The organism is Acidovorax sp. GW821-FHT10E03 (assembly GCF_059415205.1).
Genome location: NZ_JBWKMU010000003.1, coordinates 121,372 through 139,382, shown reverse-complemented (window position 1 = coordinate 139,382; position 18,011 = coordinate 121,372). Strand labels below are relative to the sequence as shown.

Genomic DNA, 18,011 nt, shown 5'->3' with positions numbered 1-18,011 from the left:
GCTGCGAGAAGCAGGGAAGGGCGCGGCCGCGCCTCAGGGGGGAGTTCACTTCTTCCTCAGGCGCAGGATGTGGCGGACGAACTGCTCGGAAGCCAGCTCCAGCGTGAGCAGATAGGCATCGACGCGGGCGCGGAAGTAGCGCCAGAAGATCAGCGCCGGGATCGCCACGATCAGGCCGAAGGCCGTGTTGTACAGCGCCACCGAGATGCCATGCGCCAGCTGCGCGGGGTTGCCGCCGCCCATGGCCTGGCCCACGCCGCCGCTGCCGGCCTGCGAGCCGAAGATCTCGATCATGCCGATCACGGTCCCCAGCAGGCCCAGCAGGGGCGCGGCCGATGCGATGGTGGCCAGCGCCGCGAGGTACTTCTCCAGCCGGTGGGCCACGGCCCGGCCGGCGCCTTCCATGGCCGAGCGCAGGTCGGTCTCGCTGCACTGGGGGTTGCTGTTGAGGGTGCGCAGGCCGCTGGCGAGCACCTCGCCCAGGGCGGAGTTCTGCGCGAGCTGGTTCACCACGTCGGGGGTGGGCACGGCCTTGGAGGACACCGTGATGGCTTCATCGAGCAATTTCGGAGGAGCGACGCGGGCCGTCTTGAGGGCCACGAACCGTTCGAAAATCAGCGCCATTCCCAGGATGGAACACGCAATCAGGGGCCAGATCGGCCAGCCTGCGGCTTGTATGATGGACAGCAAATCTCTCTCCGCGCAGATGAAAGCAATCGGCGATTATGGCCCAGCTTCCTGCCGCCTCCGCGTCACAAACAGTTACCTTGCCGGGTGGCCACCGCATCGGCGGTGTCACCCACAAAAACTGTGGATAACTTTGTGGGAAACCCGGTTCGCGCGCCGCGCAAAGTGGCGTCCCGCCGTGCTTGCAACAGATTGATGAAAAATTGCGCAGTGAAAAAATCATATAAATCAATAACTTGCACGTGCAACCGTGTTTTGCGGCCAGTTTTGCCGGGCGCGCTGCCGTCCTGGGTCGCTCGGGCGGTTCTGTGGAGTACTCGCCCCTGGAGCGCGCCGCGGAAGCCCGCCGTATCTCATGTTTGAGCGCCCGGGCCTCGCGGCGGCGCCGCGCGTATGGGAAGTTGGCGCGCTATGCCGCGCCATTGCTGATGCGCTGGAGGCGCGGTTCAATCCTGTCGCGGTGCGCGGGGAGATCACGGGCTTCTCGCGCGCTTCCAGCGGTCATTGCTACTTCTCGGTCAAGGACGCGAATGGCCAGTTGCGCTGTGCCATGTTTCGCCGCGCGGCCAGCCTGCTTGACTTTTCTCCACGCGATGGCGAATTGGTGGAAGTGCGCGGCCGCCTTGGCGTGTACGAGGCGCGTGGCGACCTGCAGTTCATCGTGGAAAGCATGCAGCGGGCGGGGCAGGGTGCGCTGTTCGAGCAGTTCCTGCGTCTGAAGGCCCAGCTGGAGGCCGAAGGCCTTTTCAGCGGCGACCGCAAGCGTCCGCTGCCGCTGCAGCCGCGCGGCATCGGCCTGGTCACCTCCACGGGGGCGGCGGCCCTGCACGACGTCGTCACCGCCTTGCGCCGGCGCGTGCCGCACATCCCGGTGGTGCTGGTGCCCGCGCAGGTGCAAGGGGGTGCCGCACCGGCCTCGCTGGTGGCGGCGCTATCAAAACTGTATCTGCTGGCGCAGGCTGGACAAGCGCCAGGGGCTGATCTGACCCGCAACCCGCCGATCGACGTCATCCTGCTGGTGCGGGGCGGGGGTTCCATCGAGGACCTCTGGGCCTTCAACGACGAGCAACTGGCCCGCACCATCGTGCGCAGCCCCGTGCCGCTGGTCAGCGGCGTGGGGCATGAGACGGACTTCACCATCGCCGACTTCTGCGCCGACCTGCGCGCGCCCACGCCCACCGCGGCCGCCGAGCTGGTGGCCCAGCCCCGCGACGTGTGGCTGGGCGCCCTGGGCCTGCTGGGCGGGCGCATCGCCGACGCGGTGCAGCGCCAGCTCGATGCACGCCACCAGCGGCTGGACCAGGCGGCGGCGCGGCTGGGCCGCCCGTCCGGCCTGGTGGCGCGCCAGCAGATGCAACTGGCGCGTCTGGCCCAGCGCATGCGGCATGGAGTGCTCCTGAAATTGCAGCGCCTGGCGCAGACGCAGGAAGCGCTGGAGGCCGATTTGCCCAACAAGCTGCTGCGCTGCGCCGCGCGGCAGTCGGACCGCCTGGACCGCGCGGCCCTGCGGCTGGAGTTGCTGGACCCGCGCCTGGTGCTGCAGCGCGGGTACGCGCTGCTGACCGATACCGGAGGCCAAGCCGTGACCAGCGCGCGGCAGGCGCACCCCGGCGACGCCTTGCGCGCCACGCTGGCCGACGGCGTGGTGGATGTGACGGTGTCCCAGCCGCGCCTGCTCTGACGGGGGTGCCTGTAGGACAGTGGCGGGTTGTGGCGCTTCGGCACCGATCCGTGTGGCCTCACGCTGCACAGGTCACCTGATCTTCCTACAATGCCCCCTTTGTGCTGTGTCCGACTGCATTGCTCAGGAAAGATCGCGGTGCAGATGGCATCCCAGAATTTCAAACCACGAGGAAACCACCATGGAACATACCCTTCCCCCGCTGCCTTACGCCATCGACGCCCTGGCGCCGCACTACAGCCAGGAAACCCTGGAGTACCACCACGGCAAGCACCACAACGCCTATGTGGTGAACCTCAACAACCTGCAAAAGGGCACTGAATTCGAATCCATGACGCTCGAAGAGATCGTCAAGAAGTCCAGCGGCGGCATCTACAACAACGCCGCCCAGATCTGGAACCACACCTTCTTCTGGAACTGCATGGCACCCCAGGGTGGCGGTGAGCCCTCCGGCGCGCTGGCTGCGGCCATCAACGCCAAGTGGGGCAGCTACGCCGCCTTCAAGGAAGCCTTCGTCAAGAGCGCCGTGGGCAACTTCGGCTCGGGCTGGACCTGGCTGGTGAAGAAGGCCGACGGCAGCGTGGACATCGTGAACACCGGCGCCGCCGGCACGCCGCTGACCACGGCCGACAAGGCACTGCTGACGGTGGACGTGTGGGAACACGCGTACTACATCGACTACCGCAACATGCGCCCCAAGTTCGTGGAGACCTTCCTCTCCAGCCTGGTGAACTGGAAGTTCGCGGAAGCCAACTTCGCCTGACGGATTGCTTGCGCGGTGCCGCGGCAGCCACCTGCCGCGGACAAGAAAAAACGGCCCCGCGGGGCCGTTTTTCTTTGCGGTCCCTCTGGCCCAGGGGCGGACCTAAGGGCGGCGAAACAGCGCGCCCGAGAGCTTGGCCCCAGCCTTGATGCCCTTCTGGGCAAACCAGCCCTGGTTCATTTCCAGCACATAGCGCACGGGCTTGGCGGAGCAGTGGGAGTCCAGTGTCTGCGGCTTCATGTCCGCCAGGTTCACGATGGTGCCGTCATCCTCCACGAAAGCCGCGGTGAGGGGCAGCAGGGTGTTTTTCATCCAGAAGCACTGCTGTGCCGGCTGCTCGAACACGAACAGCATGCCTTCGTGCTGCGGCATCTCCTTGCGGTGCATGAGGCCGGTCTGGCGTTCCTGGGGTGCAAGGGCGACCTGGGCGTCGATGCGGTGCATGCCCGCCGTCAGTTCGACGCGCCGCAGATTCAGCTGCGGTCCTTCCTGGGCGGCAACCCCGCCCGCATGCAGCAGGGCGGTGGCGGCCACCAGGGCGGCGCGGCGCGCGAAGGACATCACGCGGGCGATGCGGGCCTGCGGGGCGCGGGCCGGGTGAAGATCGGTCATGGGCAGGGCTTTCATGAAGGCAACACGGACGATGGCAATGAATGGGCAGCGGAAAAATCACGCTGTGGACGATGGCAGATTAGCGCAAACATGCGGGCATGGCGGCACAACGGGGCATTGCACGGCCCCCATCAACAAAAACGCCCGCGGCAGCGGGCGATCTTGAAGCGGTGGGCCCTGGCCCCGCGCGGGCCTGGCGCCCGGCGTTTCAGGCCACCTTCTTGGTGGTTTTCTTCTTGGCGACCTTCTTGGTGCTGTGCGTCTTCTTCTTGGCCGTGGTGGCGGCCTTGTGGGTCTTGGCTACCGGTGCGGGAGCCGCGGCGGGCGCAGCCATGGGGGCTGCGGGGGCAGCAGGGGCGGGAGCGGTTGCTGGCGCTTGCTGTGCGAAAGCACCCGCAGCAAACAGACCAGCCACCAGTACAGCGAGGAGTTTTTTCATATGTGCCGTTTCCAGTGTGAACAAGGGTTGAGGGCCATGCGAAACCCCGCATGGCTCCACCCCCAACGATAGCAGCGGCAGCCGCGTTGACAGGGTCTTGGCCATAAATATTTGTCATTAGAATTGACCGGCTTCAGAGCGCTTTGCCCAATTCGCTGAATCCTGTTTCAGCCACCCCAGGAGACACCCGCCCATGACCAGCTACCAGCACATCAAGGTGCCCGCCGAAGGCGAGAAAATCACCGTCAACGCCGACATGTCGCTGAACGTGCCGGACCAGCCCATCATCCCTTTCATCGAAGGCGACGGCACGGGCCTGGACATCACGCCGGTGATGATCAAAGTGGTGGATGCCGCAGTGGCCAAGGCCTATGGCGGCAAGAAGAAGATCCACTGGATGGAGGTCTATGCCGGCGAGAAATCCACCAAGGTGTATGGCCCCGACGTGTGGCTGCCCGAAGAGACCCTGCAGGTGCTGCGCGAGTATGTGGTTTCCATCAAGGGCCCGCTGACCACGCCCGTGGGCGGCGGCATCCGCTCGCTGAACGTGGCGCTGCGCCAGGAGCTGGACCTGTATGTCTGCTTGCGCCCCGTGCAGTATTTCAAGGGTGTGCCTTCGCCCCTCAAGGAGCCCGAGAAGACCAACATGGTGATCTTCCGCGAGAACTCGGAGGACATCTATGCCGGCATCGAGTTCGAGGCCGAGTCCGACAAGGCCAAGAAACTCATCAAGTTCCTGCAGGATGAGATGGGCGTGAAGAAAATCCGTTTCCCCAACACCTCGGGCATCGGCGTCAAGCCCGTGTCGCGCGAGGGCACCGAGCGCCTGGTGCGCAAGGCCATCCAGTACGCCATCGACAACGACAAGCCCAGCGTGACCATCGTGCACAAGGGCAACATCATGAAGTACACCGAAGGCGGATTCCGTGACTGGGCCTATGCCCTGGCGCAAAAGGAGTTCGGCGCGCAGCTGATCGATGGCGGCCCGTGGTGCAAGTTCAAGAACCCCAAGTCGGGCAAGGACATCACCATCAAGGACAGCATCGCCGATGCCTTCCTGCAGCAGATCCTGCTGCGCCCCGCCGAATACTCGGTGGTGGCCACGCTCAATCTCAACGGCGACTACATCTCGGACGCGCTGGCGGCCCAGGTCGGTGGCATCGGCATCGCGCCCGGGGCCAACATGTCCGATTCGGTGGCCTGCTTCGAGGCCACGCACGGCACGGCGCCCAAGTACGCCGGCAAGGACTACGTGAACCCGGGCTCAGAGATCCTCTCGGCCGAGATGATGCTGCGCCACATGGGCTGGATCGACGCTGCCAACCTGATCATCCGCTCGCTGGAAAAGTCGATCGCCTCCAAGAAGGTGACCTACGATTTCGCGCGCCTGATGGATGGCGCCACGCAGGTGAGCTGTTCCGGTTTTGGCCAGGTGATGATCGACGCGATGGACTGACCGCCGCCGCGCCGCGCGGGGCCGCGCGGCACGGATGGAGCCCCTGATTTCCGTGAGGATTTCAGGGGTTTTTGTTTTTTCGGCCTCCCACGGCGGATGGCGAAGATGGGTCGGGGGGGGGCGCATCGCGGCTTGGGCCGCGCGGTCCCGGGGCGGCCCGCGCCCAGGCGGCCGGGGCGGGTGATCCGCGGGGCAGTTGAGTGTTGGCTATTTGGAGATTTCCCGCCTAAGATGGGATCAACCATTGGCGAGGGCAATGAGGGCGAAGGCCGCTGCCGTCTGTGCGCGTTGGGCGCGCTGCGCAGGGAGATGGCCTCACACAGGGAGGGCTGCATGGCATCTGATTTTTCCGCCGCATACTGGGAGCAAAACCCCGATGCGCTGCTGGTGCTGTCGCCCGAGGGCATGGTGCTCAACTGGAACCCCGCCGCCGAAGCGATCTTTGGCTACGCGCTGGCCGAGGTGCAGGGCCGGTCCCTGATGGATCTGATCGTTCCCGAGGGGCGGGCCCATGAGGAAGACGAGATCCGCGCCGAGGCATTGCGCGGCGTGACGGCGGTGCATGAGTCGGTGCGCCGCCGCAAGGACGGCTCGCTCGTGCACGTGAATGTCTCCACCAAGGCGGTGCGCGATGACGGCGGGCAGCTGCTGTACTTCCTGTCCAGCAAGAAGGATGTCACCCAGCTCAAGGTCCAGCGCGAGGCCAAGTTGCTGGAGGCACGGTTTCGCGACCTGCTCGAATCCACGCCGGATGCCATCGTGATGGTCAATGTGACCGGCCGCATCGTGCTGGTGAATTCGCAGGCCGAGCGCGTGTTCGGCTACGAGCGGGCCGAGCTGCTGGGGCAGGCGGTGGAAGTGCTTCTGCCCCATCGCTACCGGGGCGCGCACCTGGGGCACCGCAGCGGCTTCTTCGGGGCACCGCGCACGCGCACGATGGGAGCGGGCCTGGAGCTGTATGGCCTGCGCAAGGGGGGCACCGAGTTTCCGGTGGAGATCAGCCTGAGCCCGATCCACACCGAGGAAGGCGAGATGGTGATGAGCGCCATCCGCGACATCACCGACCGCAAGCGGGCCGACCAGAAGTTCAAGGACCTGCTCGAAGCCGCGCCCGACGCCATGGTCATCGTCGACCGGGATGGCAGCATCGTGCTGGTCAATTCCCAGGCCGTGAAGCTGTTCGGCTGGAGCCGCACCGAGTTGCTGGGCCAGAAGATCGAATTGCTCGTGCCCGAACGTTTCAATGCCCGGCATCCCGAGCACCGCCACCGCTTCTTCGTCGAGCCACGCACCCGCTCCATGGGGGCGGGCCTTGATCTGTACGGACTGCGCAAGGACGGCTCCGAGTTCCCGGTCGAGATCAGCCTGAGCCCGCTGCAGACGGAGGAAGGCCTTTTCGTCTCGAGCGCGATCCGCGACGTGACCGAGCGCAAGCGGATCGAGCGGGTCTTGCGCGACAAGAACCTGGAGCTTGAAAATGCGGCCTTGGTCAAAGACCGCTTCCTGGCCAGCATGTCCCACGAACTGCGAACCCCGCTCAACGCCATCATCGGTTTCACGGGCACATTGCTGATGAAGCTGCCGGGCCCGCTCAATCCCGAGCAGGACAAGCAATTGCGCATCGTGCAGACGGGGGCGCGGCACCTTCTTTCCCTCATCAATGACCTGCTGGATGTGGCCAAGCTCAGCGCCAACAAGGTGTCGCTCAACATCGAGGCGCTCGACTGCCGGAGCATCGTCGCGGAAGTCGCGGCCACGCTGGAGCAGGAGGCCGGGCGCAAGGGGCTGGCGTTCAGCGTGCGCGCGCCCGCCCAGGCCGTCACCCTGCACACCGACCGCCGGGCGTTCAGCCAGATACTCATCAATCTGGTGGGCAATGCCATCAAGTTCACGCCGGAGGGGTCCGTGGAGGTGGTGCTGGAAGAGACGCTGTCGCCGCAAGGCCGCACCGTGCAGGTCCGGGTGCGGGACACGGGGCCCGGGATCGCGCCGCAGGAGCAGTCCCGGCTGTTCGAGGCGTTCTCGCGCGTGGAGACCGCCGACCGGCGCCACCACGAAGGCACGGGCCTGGGCCTGCACCTGAGCCGCAAGCTGGCCGAGGCGCTGGGCGGCAGCGTCGGCTTTGAAAGCACCGAAGGGCAGGGCAGCACGTTCACCGTGGAATTCCAGGAGACCAGCGCATGAAAGCCACCATCCTCGTCATCGAGGACGATGACGCGAGCCGGGAACTCGTCACCTACCTGCTGGAGGCCGCGGGCCACCGCGTGCTGGCCGCCGAGAATGGCGCGCTGGGCATGGGGCTCGCGCTGGCGGAATCGCCCGACCTGATCCTGTGCGACCTGCAGATGCCCGTCATGAACGGCTACGAGGTGGCGCAGAGCCTGCGCTCCCACCACGCGTGGCGCGTGGTGCCGCTGGTGGCCGTCACGGCGTTCTCCATGCCGGGCGACCGCGAGAAGGCGCTCGACGTGGGTTTCGACGAGCACCTTTCCAAGCCCATCACGCCCGAGACCTTCGTGAAGCAGGTCGAGGCATTTCTGGGCTCCTCGTTCCACGCGCCGCCTGCGGCGGCCTGAAGCAGCTACGGCGGCAGCATGGCCAAGATCCTTGTCGTGGATGACCTTCCGGCCAACCGGGCGCTGGTGGCCACGCTCATAGGACACAGCGGCCACCAGGCGCTGGAGGCGGCGGACGGCGCCCAGGCGCTGGACGTGGTGCGGGCAGAACGCCCGCAGCTGGTGATCTCCGACATCCTGATGCCCACGATGGACGGCTATGAGTTCGTGCGGCAGTTGCGTGCCGATCCCCAGCTCGCCGCCACGCAGGTGGTTTTCTACAGCGCGCATTTCCGCGAGCAGGAGGCGCGCAACCTGGCCCTGGCCTGCGGGGTCGCCCAGGTGCTGGTGAAGCCCTGCGAGCCGCAGGACATCATCGCGGCCATCGAGCAGGCGCTGTCGCAGGTTCCGCCACAGCCCGTGCTCCCGCTGGAGCACAGCTTCCAGACGCGGCACCTGCAGCTCATGGCGGACAAGCTCACCGGCAACGTGGCCGAGCTGGAAGCCATGAACCGCCGGCTGGCGGCGCTGACCGACCTGAACCTGCAGCTGGCGTCCGAGCGCGACCCGCAGGTGCTGCTGGCCAGCGTCTGCCGGGGTGCGCGGGACCTGGTGGGCGCGCAGTACGTGGTGCTGTGCGCCGTGCGCAAGGATGGCCATGCGGCCCTGGTCTGCACCAGTGGCATCGATGCCGCCGCGACGGGGGTGCTGGACCTGCCCGTGGTGTCGCACGGCCTGCTGGGCAGCGTGCGCGCCGAGCGGCGGGCGCGGCGGGTGGCCAACGCCAGCGGCGACCCCCGCGAGGTGGGCTTGCCGGCGGGCTATCCGGCGCTGCACTGCGGCCTGATCGCGCCCATCACATCGCTGTCGTTCTCCTATGGCTGGATCTGCCTGGCCAACAAGCCCGGGTCGCACGAGTTCAGCGCCGAGGACGAGAAGATCCTGTCCATCCTGGGGGCCCAGGTGGGGCGCATCTACGAGAACGGAAGCCTGTACGCGGAGGTGCAGCGCCATGCCGACCAGCTTCAGTTCGAGGTGATCGAGCGCAAGCGGGTCATCGAAGAGCTCCGGGCCAGCGAGGCGGGCCTGCACCGCGCGCAGGTGCTGGCCAAGATCACCCATGTGATCAGCAGCCAGGACGGCGTGTTCGAGAGCTGGCCCGACACTTGCCCCCAGATGCTGGGCGTGGAGCCGTCGGCGATGCCCCGGTCCGCGCGCGAATGGCTGGCCCTCGTGTATCCGGACGACCAGCCCTTGTTCCGTGAGCGCGCGCTGGAGGCTGCCACCGAGGGCGTGCGCCTGGATTTCAACTACCGCCTCGTGCGCGCAGACGGCGCGGTGATCCACCTGCGCCAGGTCATGGAGCCTTTGCTGGCCGACGATGGCGTGGGCAGCGACACCGTCCGCTGGTTCAACACCATCCAGGACATCAGCGTGCAAAAGCGCGCGGAGGAAGAACTGCGCGAGAGCGACCGCCGCTTCAACGACATGCTGGACAAGGTGGAGATGATCTCGCTGATGCTCGACTGCGAGGGGCGCATCACCTATTGCAACGACTACCTGCTGCGCCTGACCGGGTGGCGGCGCGACGAGGTGTCCGGCCAGAACTGGTTCTCGCTGTTCGTGCCGCCCGAGCAGGTGGATGTGCGCGACGTGTTCGCCGACCTGCTGGCCGACCGCCCTTCTGCCTGGCACTACGACAACGAAATCATCACCCGCGGCGGCGAGCGCAGGCTGGTGCACTGGAACAATACCGTGCTGCGGTCGGCGGGCGGCCAGGTGACCGGCGTGGCCGCGCTCGGGGAGGACATCACCGAGCGCAAGGAGGCCGAGCACAAGATCAAGCGGCTCAACCGCGTGTACGCCATGCTCAGCGGCATCAACACGCTGATCGTGCGCGTGCGCAAGCGCGAGGAGCTGTTTCACGAGGCCTGCCGCATCGCCGTGGAGGAAGGGCAGTTCAAGATCGCGTGGCTGGGCAAGGTGGACGCGGCCCGCCAGCAGCTGGTGCCGGTGGCGCTCTCTGGCGCGGGAGAGGACTTCCTCGCGCACATCCGGGACCGGCTGCGGCTGCACGACAAGCCCACCCCGGGCGAGAGCCTGAGCGCGGAGGTGGTTCGCACCGGGCTGCCCGCCGTGTGCGACGACGTGGTGGGCGACCCCCGGATCTTGCTGCCCGGCCTGCTGGCGCAGCGTGGCGTGGCGTCGCTGGCCATGCTGCCGCTGGTCGTGGCCCACGAGGTGGTGGGGGTGCTGGCCCTGTTTTCCGAAGAGGTGGGGTTTTTCGACGAGGCCGAGATGAAGCTGCTGACCGAGCTGGCCGGCGACATCGGCTTCGCGCTCGACCACCTCGACAAGGAAGACCGGCTGAGCTACCTGGCCTACTACGACGAGATCACCGGCCTGCCCAACCGCACGCTTTTCCTGGAGCGCGCCGGCCAGCACCTGCGGCCCCGCGAAGGGCCGCGGCCGCTGCTCGGGATCGCGCTGATGGACATCAGCCGGTTCCGGTTCGTCAATGACACGCTGGGGCGGCAGATGGGGGACGAGCTTCTCAAGCAGGTGGCGCAGCGGCTGCAGCATGCGGCGGCCGATGTGCACGGCGTGGCGCGCATCGGGATCAACAGCTTCGGCATGGCCGTGGCCGGCGCCCGCGATGCCGGGGCCGTGGCGCTGGTGGTGGACCATCTCATGCGCAGCTGCTTTGATGCGCCCTTCCTGCTGGGGCAGACCGAGCTGCGCATGGCCGCCAAGGCAGGGGTGGCCCTGTACCCCATGGACGGCGTGGATGCCGAAGCGCTGCTGCGCAACGCCGAGGCCGCGGTCGGCAAGGCCAAGGCATCGGCCGACAGCCTGCTGTTCTACACCTCTGAAATGAACACCCGCGTGGCCGAGGCGCTGAGCCTGGAAGGCCGCCTGCGCGAAGCGCTGGAGCAGGGCCAGTTTGTTTTGCACTACCAGCCCAAGCAATGCCTGGCCAGCGGCGTCGTGGCGGGCGCCGAGGCGCTGATCCGCTGGAACGATCCGCACCGGGGCCTGGTGCCACCGGGGCTCTTCATTCCCATCCTGGAGGAGACCGGCCTGATCTACGACGTGGGCCGCTGGGCCCTTCGCCAGGCGCTGGCGGACAACCGGCGCTGGCGGCAGGCGGGCCACGCGCCGCTGCGCGTGGCGGTCAATGTGTCGTTCCTGCAGCTGCGGCACCGCAACTTCGTGGCCGAGGTGCGCGAGGCCCTGGCCCTGGACCCGGGGGCGGGCAGCGGGCTGGAGCTGGAGATCACCGAAAGCATGGTGATGGAGGACGTGGAGCACAGCAGGCGCAGCCTGCACGCCCTGCGCGAGATGGACATCACGATCGCCATCGACGATTTCGGCACCGGGTTCTCATCGCTGAGCTACCTGGCCACGCTGCCGGCCGACACGCTCAAGATCGACCGCTCCTTCATCCTGGGCATGGACACCGGAGCCCAGGGGCAGGCGCTGGTGTCCACCATCATCAACATGGGGCACTCGCTGGGGCTCAAGGTGGTGGCCGAGGGGGTCGAGACGGACGACCAGTGCCGCCGGCTCGCACTGCTGGGCTGCGACGAGATCCAGGGCTACCTGCTCAGCCGGCCCCTGCCCGCGGACGTGTTCGAGGCCCAGTTCCTGGCGGGTTCCGCCGGCGTGCCCGCGCATTGAGTCCGGCGGCGGTCCCGTGGCGGGCCCCGCCGCCGCGCCGCCGCGTGGTGTCAGTGTTTTTGCACCAACTTGATGATGCTGGAGAAATCCAGCGCGCCATGGCCCGCCAGGCTGTGCGCGGCATACAGGCTGCGCGCCAGGCCGCCGAGCGGGGTGGAGGCCTTCACGGCCGCGGCGTTCTCCTGCGCCAGCCCCAGGTCCTTGAGCATGAGGTCGGTGCCGAAGCCGCCCGCATAGCCCTTGCTCGCCGGCGCGGTCTCCATCACGCCGGGCATGGGGTTGTACTTCTCCAGCGCCCAGTTGCCGCCCGAGCTGCGGCGCATGATCTCGGAGAGCACCTTCGGGTCCAGGCCATTGGCCACGCCCAGGGCGATCGCCTCGCTGGTGCCGGCCATCAGGATGCCCAGCAGCATGTTGTTGCAGATCTTGGCCGTCTGGCCCGCGCCCACGGCGCCGGCGTGAAAGATGTTGGCGCCCATCTTCTCGAGCACGGGGCGCGCGCGTTCCAGTGCCGGGGTGTCGCCGCCCACCATGAAGGTCAGCGTGCCGGCGATGGCCCCGCCCGTGCCGCCCGAGACGGGCGCGTCGATGAAGTCCATGCCCCGTGCCTTGGCGGCCTCGGCCACCTTGCGCGACGTGGCGGCGGCGATGGTCGAGCAGTCGATCACCAGCGTGCCCTCGGCCAGCAGCGGCAGCAGGCCGGGTTGCCGGTCGCTGCCCAGATAGAGCGTTTCCACGTGCTGGCTGGCGGGCAGCATGCTGATGACGACCTCGGCCCCTTGCACGCAGGCGCCGGCGTCCGTCGCGATGCGCACGCCATCGGCGGCGAGCTTGTCGCAGGCCGGCTTGGAGAGGTCGAAGGCGCCCACGTCGTGGCCCGCCTTGTGCAGGTTCAGGGCCATGGGGCCGCCCATGTTGCCGAGGCCGATGAATGCAATCTTCATGGTGTGTTTCTCCTGGATGTCGTTGTGGTGGTGAATCGGGTTGGTATGAAATTGATAGCTGCCAGCGCTTTTTTTCAAAGGGCTACCGGCCGAAAAGGCTTGAAAATCACTCGGCGAAATCTGCGCCGCGGGCTTTCAGCTCCGCGCGCAGCACCGAGCGGTGACAACGCGATTCGTCCTCGCAGTAGCAGCCCAGCGACATCCCGGCATGGCGCGAGAGCGCGGCCAGCAGGTCCAGCGTGCGGCTGGCCTCGGGCTGGGCCAGTTCCTTGCGGAACTGCTTGACGAACGCTTCCCACTCCTTGTCCGTCTGCGCCTGCTGGCCCTGGGCCATGAGTTCGGCCGTGGGGGACAGCAGGGGGTACCACACGTCGTAGTAGTCGCGGCTGGCGAACTCGGTCTTGGGCACGCCACGCGGCGGGCGGCGCACGGTGCCGATGCGGGTGCCTTCCCCGGCGGCGCGCGGGGTGCCGAGGCGGACGATGCGAAGGGGCATGGTGGTGGGCTCCGGGTAGGGTGGGGCAGATCAGTCGTCGGCTTCGAAGATGCTGTGCTTCTTCGCCGTGGCTTTTGTCTTCGGCTTGGTGCCGGTGCTGGCGGGTGCTTTCTTCGCTGCAGCCGGAGTGTTGGTTGTTTTCTTCTTGCGCGGCGATGCCTTGGCCAGCGGGTTGTAGGCCAGGGCTGCTTCGAGCCAATGGTTCCACTGTGCCCGTGTGGCGTAGCCGTTGGGTTCTACCCAGAAGTAGCCTTTCATGCCGCCGCCGGGCGAGAGCTCGCGGGTGTTCTGCATCTCCTGCACCTCGCCATGGCGCTCCGGCGGCAGGCGCACCAGCAGTTCCTCGCCCTTGACGGCGACACACATCTTGCCGTCCACAAAAAACGCATGGGTGCCGAACAGCGGGCGCTCCTCCACGTCGCTGCGGTGCGCGAGCGCCGTGCGCACGGCGTCGATCAGGTGCAGGGTTTCGTCGGAGAGGGGGCGGGCGGGCATGGTTTCAGGTCAAATAGGCCGCTAGCGCTTGATGGATAAGCGCTGGCAGCTATAAAAATAGGAGTTATTGCCTAGCGGATGGCCTCCGTCGCATCCCCGTCCAGCATGCGCCGCGCAATGATCACGCGCATGATTTCGTTCGTGCCTTCCAGGATCTGGTGCACGCGCGCGTCGCGCAGCAGGCGCTCCAGCGGGTATTCGCGGATGTAGCCATAGCCGCCGTGCAGCTGCAGGGCGTCGTTGATGACGGTGAAGCCCGCGTCGGTGGCGAAGCGCTTGGCCATGGCGCAGTAGGTGGAGGCGTCGCGAGCCCCCGCGTCCAGCTTGCTGGCGGCCAGGCGCACCATCTGGCGCGCGGCCACGAGTTCCGTCGCCATGTCGGCCAGCTTGAACTGCAGGGCCTGGAAGCTGGCGATGGGTTTGCCGAACTGCTTGCGGTCCTGCATGTACTGCTGGGCCGCGTTGAGCGCGCCCTGCGCCGCGCCCACCGAGCAGGTGGCGATGTTGATGCGGCCGCCGTCCAGGCCCTTCATCGCGATCTTGAAGCCTTCGCCCTCGCGGCCCAGCAGGTGGTCGGCCGGGATGCGCACGTTGTCAAAGCTGATGGTGCGCGTGGGCTGGCTGTTCCAGCCCATCTTGTGTTCCTTCTTGCCGTAGCTGATGCCGGGCGTATCGGCGGGCACGGCAAAGGCGCTGATGCCGCCCGCGCCCGAATTCGCGTCGCCCGTGCGCGCCATGAGCACCAGCACGTCGGTGCTGCCTGCGCCGCTGATGAAGGCCTTGCTGCCGTTGATGACATAGTCGTGGCCCACCAGTTCGGCACGCGTCTTGAGCGAGGCGGCGTCGGAGCCTGCGCCGGGCTCGGTGAGGCAGTAGGACGCGAGCTTCTCGCCCGTGGTCAACAGCGGCCCCCAGTGGTCGCGCACGACGGGGGTGGCCCAGGTGCCCAGCATCCAGGTGGCCATGTTGTGGATGGTGATGAAGGCGGTGGTGCTGGGGTCGATGGCGGCCATTTCCTCGAACACCAGGGTGGCGTCCAGGCGGGGCAGGGCGAGGCCACCGGCGTTCTCGGGTGCATACAGGCCACAAAAGCCCAGCTCGCCCGCCTTGGCGATGGCTTCCTTCGGGAAGATGCCCTCGGCGTCCCACAACGCCGCGTGGGGCGCGAACTCGGCTTGCGCAAAGTCGCGGGCCGTCTGGGCAAAGGCGCGTTGTTCTTCGGTGAGTTCAAAGTCCATGGTGTTCTGTCTCGTCGTCGGTTCTTGTTGTTCTGGGCGCCCGGGTCAGGGCCTGGCGGATGGGTGGTCCAGCGTCAGCCAGCGCATCAGGCCCTTGCGGCGGGTTTCGGTCTCCGTCGTCAGACACGCGTGGTAAAGGCGCGGCCACTGGGGCTGCGACTCGGCACTGCGCGTGGCCTGCTTGCAGCGCGTGGTGCGTTCGCGCTGCCAGGCGGTGTGCTCCTGGCGCAACTGGGGCCGCTCGTGGGCCGACAGCGCGCGCATCACATCACCGTAGAGGATCGCGATCTGCGTGTCTGCCGCCTGAAAGGCCTGCACGGCGCAGGCATTGGTTTCGTCCACGCTGCCGCCGGGCTTGCAGGCGGCGCCGGCCTGCGCGTGGGCATTGGTTCCCACCAGCATCACGCAAGCCGCACCGAAGACCATGGCCCATCCCCGCATCATTGTCAGATCAATTTGCATGCCCCGCTTTTACCATCGACCACAGTGGTCACGACTGGCGCGGCCTAAGGCCAGTGCCACCGTGCAAGGGCCGCCCCGCCGCACGGGTGGCGTCCCCCTTCCGCATCGCGCAGCGATGCAAGAGAAGGGGGAAGGCGCGCAGCGCCTCAGGGGGATGTCACTTCAAGCTAATCGTCGTGTTCACACCATGCGACGTGGTGCTGTCATCAAACCAGCGGGCCGTCACCGTCTTGGTCTGCGTGTAGAACATGACGACCTGCTTGCCGTAAGGACCCAGGTCGCCTAGCTTGGACGCGCGCGAACCCGTGAACGAGAACAACGGCACTGGCACGGGGATTGGCACGTTGATGCCGACCTGGCCCACATCGATCTCTTCCTGGAACTTGCGTGCAGCCGCACCCGACTGGGTGAAGATGGCGGTGCCGTTGCCGTTGGGGTTGCTGTTGATGAATTCGATGGCTTCATCGATGTCGGCGGCGGGCACCAGGGCCAGCACGGGGCCAAAGATTTCCTGGTCGTAGATGGCCATGCCGGGCTGCACGTTCGAGAAGATCGTCGGGCCCACGAAGTTGCCCTTTTCATAGCCGGGCACCGTGGGCTTGCGGCCGTCCAGCTCCAGCGTGGCGCCGTCGGCAATGCCGCGTTCGATCAGGCCTTCCACACGCGAGAGCGCCGCACAGGAAACGAGCGGGCCCACGTCCGTGCCCTTTTCGGTGCCGCCGTTGACCTTGAGCGTCTTGGCCTTGGCCACCAGATCGGGAATCCACTTTTGCGCCTCGCCCACCAGCACCACCACGGGCAAGGCCATGCAGCGCTGACCGGCGGCGCCGAACGCGGCACCGGCGATGGCGTTGAGCGACTGTTCCTTGTTTGCGTCGGGCAGGATGATCGCGTGGTTCTTGGCGCCCATCATGCATTGCGCGCGCTTGCCGGCCAGGGTGGCGCGGTTGTACACATGGGTGCCCACCTTGGTGGAGCCCACGAACGATACGGCCTTGATGTCCTTGTGGTCGCAGATCGCGTTCACGGCCATTTCGCCGCCGTGGATCACGTTGAGCACGCCGGGTGGAATGCCGGCTTCGAGCGCCAGCTCCACCAGGCGCATGGTCACCATGGGGTCCTGCTCGGAGGGCTTGAGCACGAAGGTGTTGCCCGTGGCAATCGCCATGGGGAACATCCACAGCGGGATCATGGCCGGGAAGTTGAAGGGCGTGATGCCCGCGCACACACCGAGCGGCTGCAGCAGGGTGTAGGTGTCGACGCCACCGGCCACGTTGTTGGCCAGCTCACCCAGCTGCAGGTTGCCGATGCTGGCGGCGTGTTCCACCACTTCCAGGCCACGGAACACGTCGCCTTCGGCGTCGGGCAAGGTCTTGCCTTGTTCGGCCGTGAGGATGGCGGCCAGCTCGGCCATGTTTTCGCGGATGAGCTGCTGGTACTTGAGGAAGATGCGGGCGCGCGTGCCGATGGGCGTCTTCTTCCAGGTCTTGAACGCTTCCTTGGCCGAGGCCACGGCGGCATCGATTTCTTCGGCCGTGGCAAAGGGCACGCGGGCCAGCACCTCTTGCGTGGCGGGGTTCACCACGTCGCGCCACTCGGTGGTCTTGGACTCGACGAACTGGCCGCCGATCAGCAGCTTGACGGTGGGGGCCAGTGCGGCCACGTGGGTGGGTGCGTTCATGGTTTTGTCTCCGGGGGGTTGCAAACGGCCCGCGGTGCAGGCCAACGCGTGCATGTTATGCGTGCAAATATGTAATTACAAGGCGTTGCTCTGCAATGTGTATGTGCTTATTTGCACATGAAAACAGCAAGCCCGAACCCCAGCGGATCAGGGGATGAGCAGCCGAAGGCTCCTGTCCTCAGGGTGCGGTTTTTTGTTCAGTGAAGCAGAAATGCAAAAAGGGGCAAACGCTGCCGTCGGCCCCTTTTTTCCGCCGCTCCGTGGCGGGTTGGTCCATTCAGTTTCTGGACGGGTATATGCCCTCCACGGCAATGATGTAGTTCATCCCCAAATACGGGGGCATGATGGAAAACGGTTGACTGCCACCTGCAATACCGGTCGTCGCGCTGCTCATGGGCAATTGGGTATCGGCAGTGCCGCTGGCAGCATATTGGGCATTGCGCTGATTGGACGCTGCCGGCATCGCCCCGGGACCGGGTGCCTGCAGGGTGCCCAGGGTGGTGGATGCAGGAATGGTGGGCGCTGCATGGGTGTGTGCCGGCATTTCCGTGCTGATCAGCGTGTGGGTGGGGCTGCCGCCAATTTCACCCATGGTGACTTCGGGAAGTCCCGGCCCTTGGCCTGTGCCGACGGGAGCCCGGCCACGCAGGTCTGGCAAGGCAAAGGTGGTTTGTCCATTGCCGCCGTAGGTGGTGCCCAGCAGGGAAAACAAGGCCGTATTTTGGGCAATGCTCATAATTTGACCCTGGCAGAAAGCCCACCCACGGGGGGCGAAATTGCCAGCGAACATTTTGATTTCGGCAATAAACGGTTCACTCATA

16 protein-coding genes are annotated in these 18,011 nt (G+C 66.5%); 6 read left to right on the top strand and 10 right to left on the bottom strand.

What is annotated here, in order from left to right; all coding sequences use genetic code 11:
• Positions 1-45: 45 nt before the first annotated feature.
• Positions 46-690 (bottom strand): MotA/TolQ/ExbB proton channel family protein, encoded by a 645-nt coding sequence (locus AC07OD_RS06435; protein WP_218294891.1) that lies wholly within the window; start codon positions 688-690, stop codon positions 46-48.
• 352 nt (positions 691-1,042) lie between these two features.
• Here AC07OD_RS06435 and xseA point away from each other — a divergent pair, with 352 nt between their 5' ends.
• Positions 1,043-2,368: an exodeoxyribonuclease VII large subunit gene (gene xseA / locus AC07OD_RS06430; protein WP_369642531.1), complete on the top strand. Its 1,326-nt coding sequence runs from the start codon at positions 1,043-1,045 to the stop codon at positions 2,366-2,368.
• Between the two features lie 181 nt (positions 2,369-2,549).
• Positions 2,550-3,131, top strand: a complete 582-nt coding sequence (locus tag AC07OD_RS06425) for a superoxide dismutase (protein ID WP_218338504.1) — start codon at positions 2,550-2,552, stop codon at positions 3,129-3,131.
• Between the two features lie 102 nt (positions 3,132-3,233).
• On the opposite strand, the gene AC07OD_RS06420 is transcribed toward AC07OD_RS06425, so the two are convergent.
• Both AC07OD_RS06420 and AC07OD_RS06415 read right to left on the bottom strand, forming a co-directional pair.
• Complete coding sequence (locus AC07OD_RS06420; protein WP_494595725.1) at positions 3,234-3,743, bottom strand: DUF192 domain-containing protein; 510 nt, start codon at positions 3,741-3,743, stop codon at positions 3,234-3,236.
• Positions 3,744-3,951: 208 nt separating this feature from the next.
• A complete protein-coding gene (locus tag AC07OD_RS06415) occupies positions 3,952-4,182 on the bottom strand; it encodes a hypothetical protein (protein WP_218294896.1) in 231 nt (76 codons plus the stop codon).
• A gap of 193 nt (positions 4,183-4,375) precedes the next feature.
• On the opposite strand from AC07OD_RS06415, the gene icd reads away from it, so the two are divergent.
• The 4 genes from icd to AC07OD_RS06395 all read left to right on the top strand — a co-directional run bounded on the left by icd (position 4,376) and on the right by AC07OD_RS06395 (position 11,874).
• Complete coding sequence (gene icd / locus AC07OD_RS06410) at positions 4,376-5,638, top strand: NADP-dependent isocitrate dehydrogenase (RefSeq protein ID WP_494595723.1); 1,263 nt, start codon at positions 4,376-4,378, stop codon at positions 5,636-5,638.
• A 333-nt stretch (positions 5,639-5,971) separates the two neighbouring features.
• Positions 5,972-7,822 (top strand): PAS domain S-box protein, encoded by a 1,851-nt coding sequence (locus AC07OD_RS06405; RefSeq protein ID WP_218338506.1) that lies wholly within the window; start codon positions 5,972-5,974, stop codon positions 7,820-7,822.
• Positions 7,819-8,214, top strand: coding sequence for a response regulator (locus AC07OD_RS06400; RefSeq protein WP_218294899.1), 396 nt, complete (start codon positions 7,819-7,821; stop codon positions 8,212-8,214). The genes AC07OD_RS06405 and AC07OD_RS06400 overlap by 4 nt, the downstream gene beginning before the upstream one ends.
• Positions 8,215-8,232: 18 nt before the next feature.
• The gene (locus AC07OD_RS06395) at positions 8,233-11,874 is read left to right on the top strand and encodes an EAL domain-containing protein (protein WP_494595720.1); all 3,642 of its coding nucleotides are present in this window, start codon (positions 8,233-8,235) and stop codon (positions 11,872-11,874) included.
• Positions 11,875-11,924: 50 nt separating this feature from the next.
• On the opposite strand, the gene mmsB is transcribed toward AC07OD_RS06395, so the two are convergent.
• From mmsB to AC07OD_RS06360, 7 genes are all read right to left on the bottom strand, one after another.
• Positions 11,925-12,818 carry a 3-hydroxyisobutyrate dehydrogenase gene (gene mmsB, locus AC07OD_RS06390; RefSeq protein ID WP_218294901.1) on the bottom strand — a complete coding sequence of 298 codons (894 nt, stop codon included), beginning with the start codon at positions 12,816-12,818 and terminating at the stop codon, positions 11,925-11,927.
• Positions 12,819-12,924: 106 nt separating this feature from the next.
• Complete coding sequence (locus tag AC07OD_RS06385) at positions 12,925-13,314, bottom strand: DUF488 domain-containing protein (RefSeq protein ID WP_494595718.1); 390 nt, start codon at positions 13,312-13,314, stop codon at positions 12,925-12,927.
• Positions 13,315-13,344: 30 nt separating this feature from the next.
• On the bottom strand, positions 13,345-13,809 hold the full coding sequence (locus AC07OD_RS06380; protein WP_494595716.1) for a TfoX/Sxy family protein: 465 nt from the start codon (positions 13,807-13,809) through the stop codon (positions 13,345-13,347).
• 71 nt (positions 13,810-13,880) lie between these two features.
• A complete protein-coding gene (locus AC07OD_RS06375; protein WP_218294904.1) occupies positions 13,881-15,047 on the bottom strand; it encodes an acyl-CoA dehydrogenase family protein in 1,167 nt (388 codons plus the stop codon).
• A 45-nt stretch (positions 15,048-15,092) separates the two neighbouring features.
• Entirely contained in the window at positions 15,093-15,473 is a 381-nt protein-coding gene (locus tag AC07OD_RS06370; protein WP_494596044.1) for a lysozyme inhibitor LprI family protein, read from the bottom strand.
• Positions 15,474-15,666: 193 nt separating this feature from the next.
• The gene (locus tag AC07OD_RS06365) at positions 15,667-17,190 is read right to left on the bottom strand and encodes a CoA-acylating methylmalonate-semialdehyde dehydrogenase (protein WP_494595713.1); all 1,524 of its coding nucleotides are present in this window, start codon (positions 17,188-17,190) and stop codon (positions 15,667-15,669) included.
• A gap of 277 nt (positions 17,191-17,467) precedes the next feature.
• Positions 17,468-18,010, bottom strand: coding sequence for a phage tail protein (locus AC07OD_RS06360; protein WP_218294906.1), 543 nt, complete (start codon positions 18,008-18,010; stop codon positions 17,468-17,470).
• Position 18,011 lies beyond the last annotated feature (1 nt).

Coding starts and splice junctions, on each gene's coding strand:
- xseA (WP_369642531.1), top strand. CDS start 1,043: ATGTTTGAGCGCCCGGGCCTCGCGGCGGCGCCGCGCGTATGGGAAGTT.
- AC07OD_RS06425 (WP_218338504.1), top strand. CDS start 2,550: ATGGAACATACCCTTCCCCCGCTGCCTTACGCCATCGACGCCCTGGCG.
- AC07OD_RS06420 (WP_494595725.1), bottom strand. CDS start 3,743: ATGACCGATCTTCACCCGGCCCGCGCCCCGCAGGCCCGCATCGCCCGC.
- AC07OD_RS06415 (WP_218294896.1), bottom strand. CDS start 4,182: ATGAAAAAACTCCTCGCTGTACTGGTGGCTGGTCTGTTTGCTGCGGGT.
- icd (WP_494595723.1), top strand. CDS start 4,376: ATGACCAGCTACCAGCACATCAAGGTGCCCGCCGAAGGCGAGAAAATC.
- AC07OD_RS06405 (WP_218338506.1), top strand. CDS start 5,972: ATGGCATCTGATTTTTCCGCCGCATACTGGGAGCAAAACCCCGATGCG.
- AC07OD_RS06400 (WP_218294899.1), top strand. CDS start 7,819: ATGAAAGCCACCATCCTCGTCATCGAGGACGATGACGCGAGCCGGGAA.
- AC07OD_RS06395 (WP_494595720.1), top strand. CDS start 8,233: ATGGCCAAGATCCTTGTCGTGGATGACCTTCCGGCCAACCGGGCGCTG.
- mmsB (WP_218294901.1), bottom strand. CDS start 12,818: ATGAAGATTGCATTCATCGGCCTCGGCAACATGGGCGGCCCCATGGCC.
- AC07OD_RS06385 (WP_494595718.1), bottom strand. CDS start 13,314: ATGCCCCTTCGCATCGTCCGCCTCGGCACCCCGCGCGCCGCCGGGGAA.
- AC07OD_RS06380 (WP_494595716.1), bottom strand. CDS start 13,809: ATGCCCGCCCGCCCCCTCTCCGACGAAACCCTGCACCTGATCGACGCC.
- AC07OD_RS06375 (WP_218294904.1), bottom strand. CDS start 15,047: ATGGACTTTGAACTCACCGAAGAACAACGCGCCTTTGCCCAGACGGCC.
- AC07OD_RS06370 (WP_494596044.1), bottom strand. CDS start 15,473: ATGGTCTTCGGTGCGGCTTGCGTGATGCTGGTGGGAACCAATGCCCAC.
- AC07OD_RS06365 (WP_494595713.1), bottom strand. CDS start 17,190: ATGAACGCACCCACCCACGTGGCCGCACTGGCCCCCACCGTCAAGCTG.
- AC07OD_RS06360 (WP_218294906.1), bottom strand. CDS start 18,010: ATGAGTGAACCGTTTATTGCCGAAATCAAAATGTTCGCTGGCAATTTC.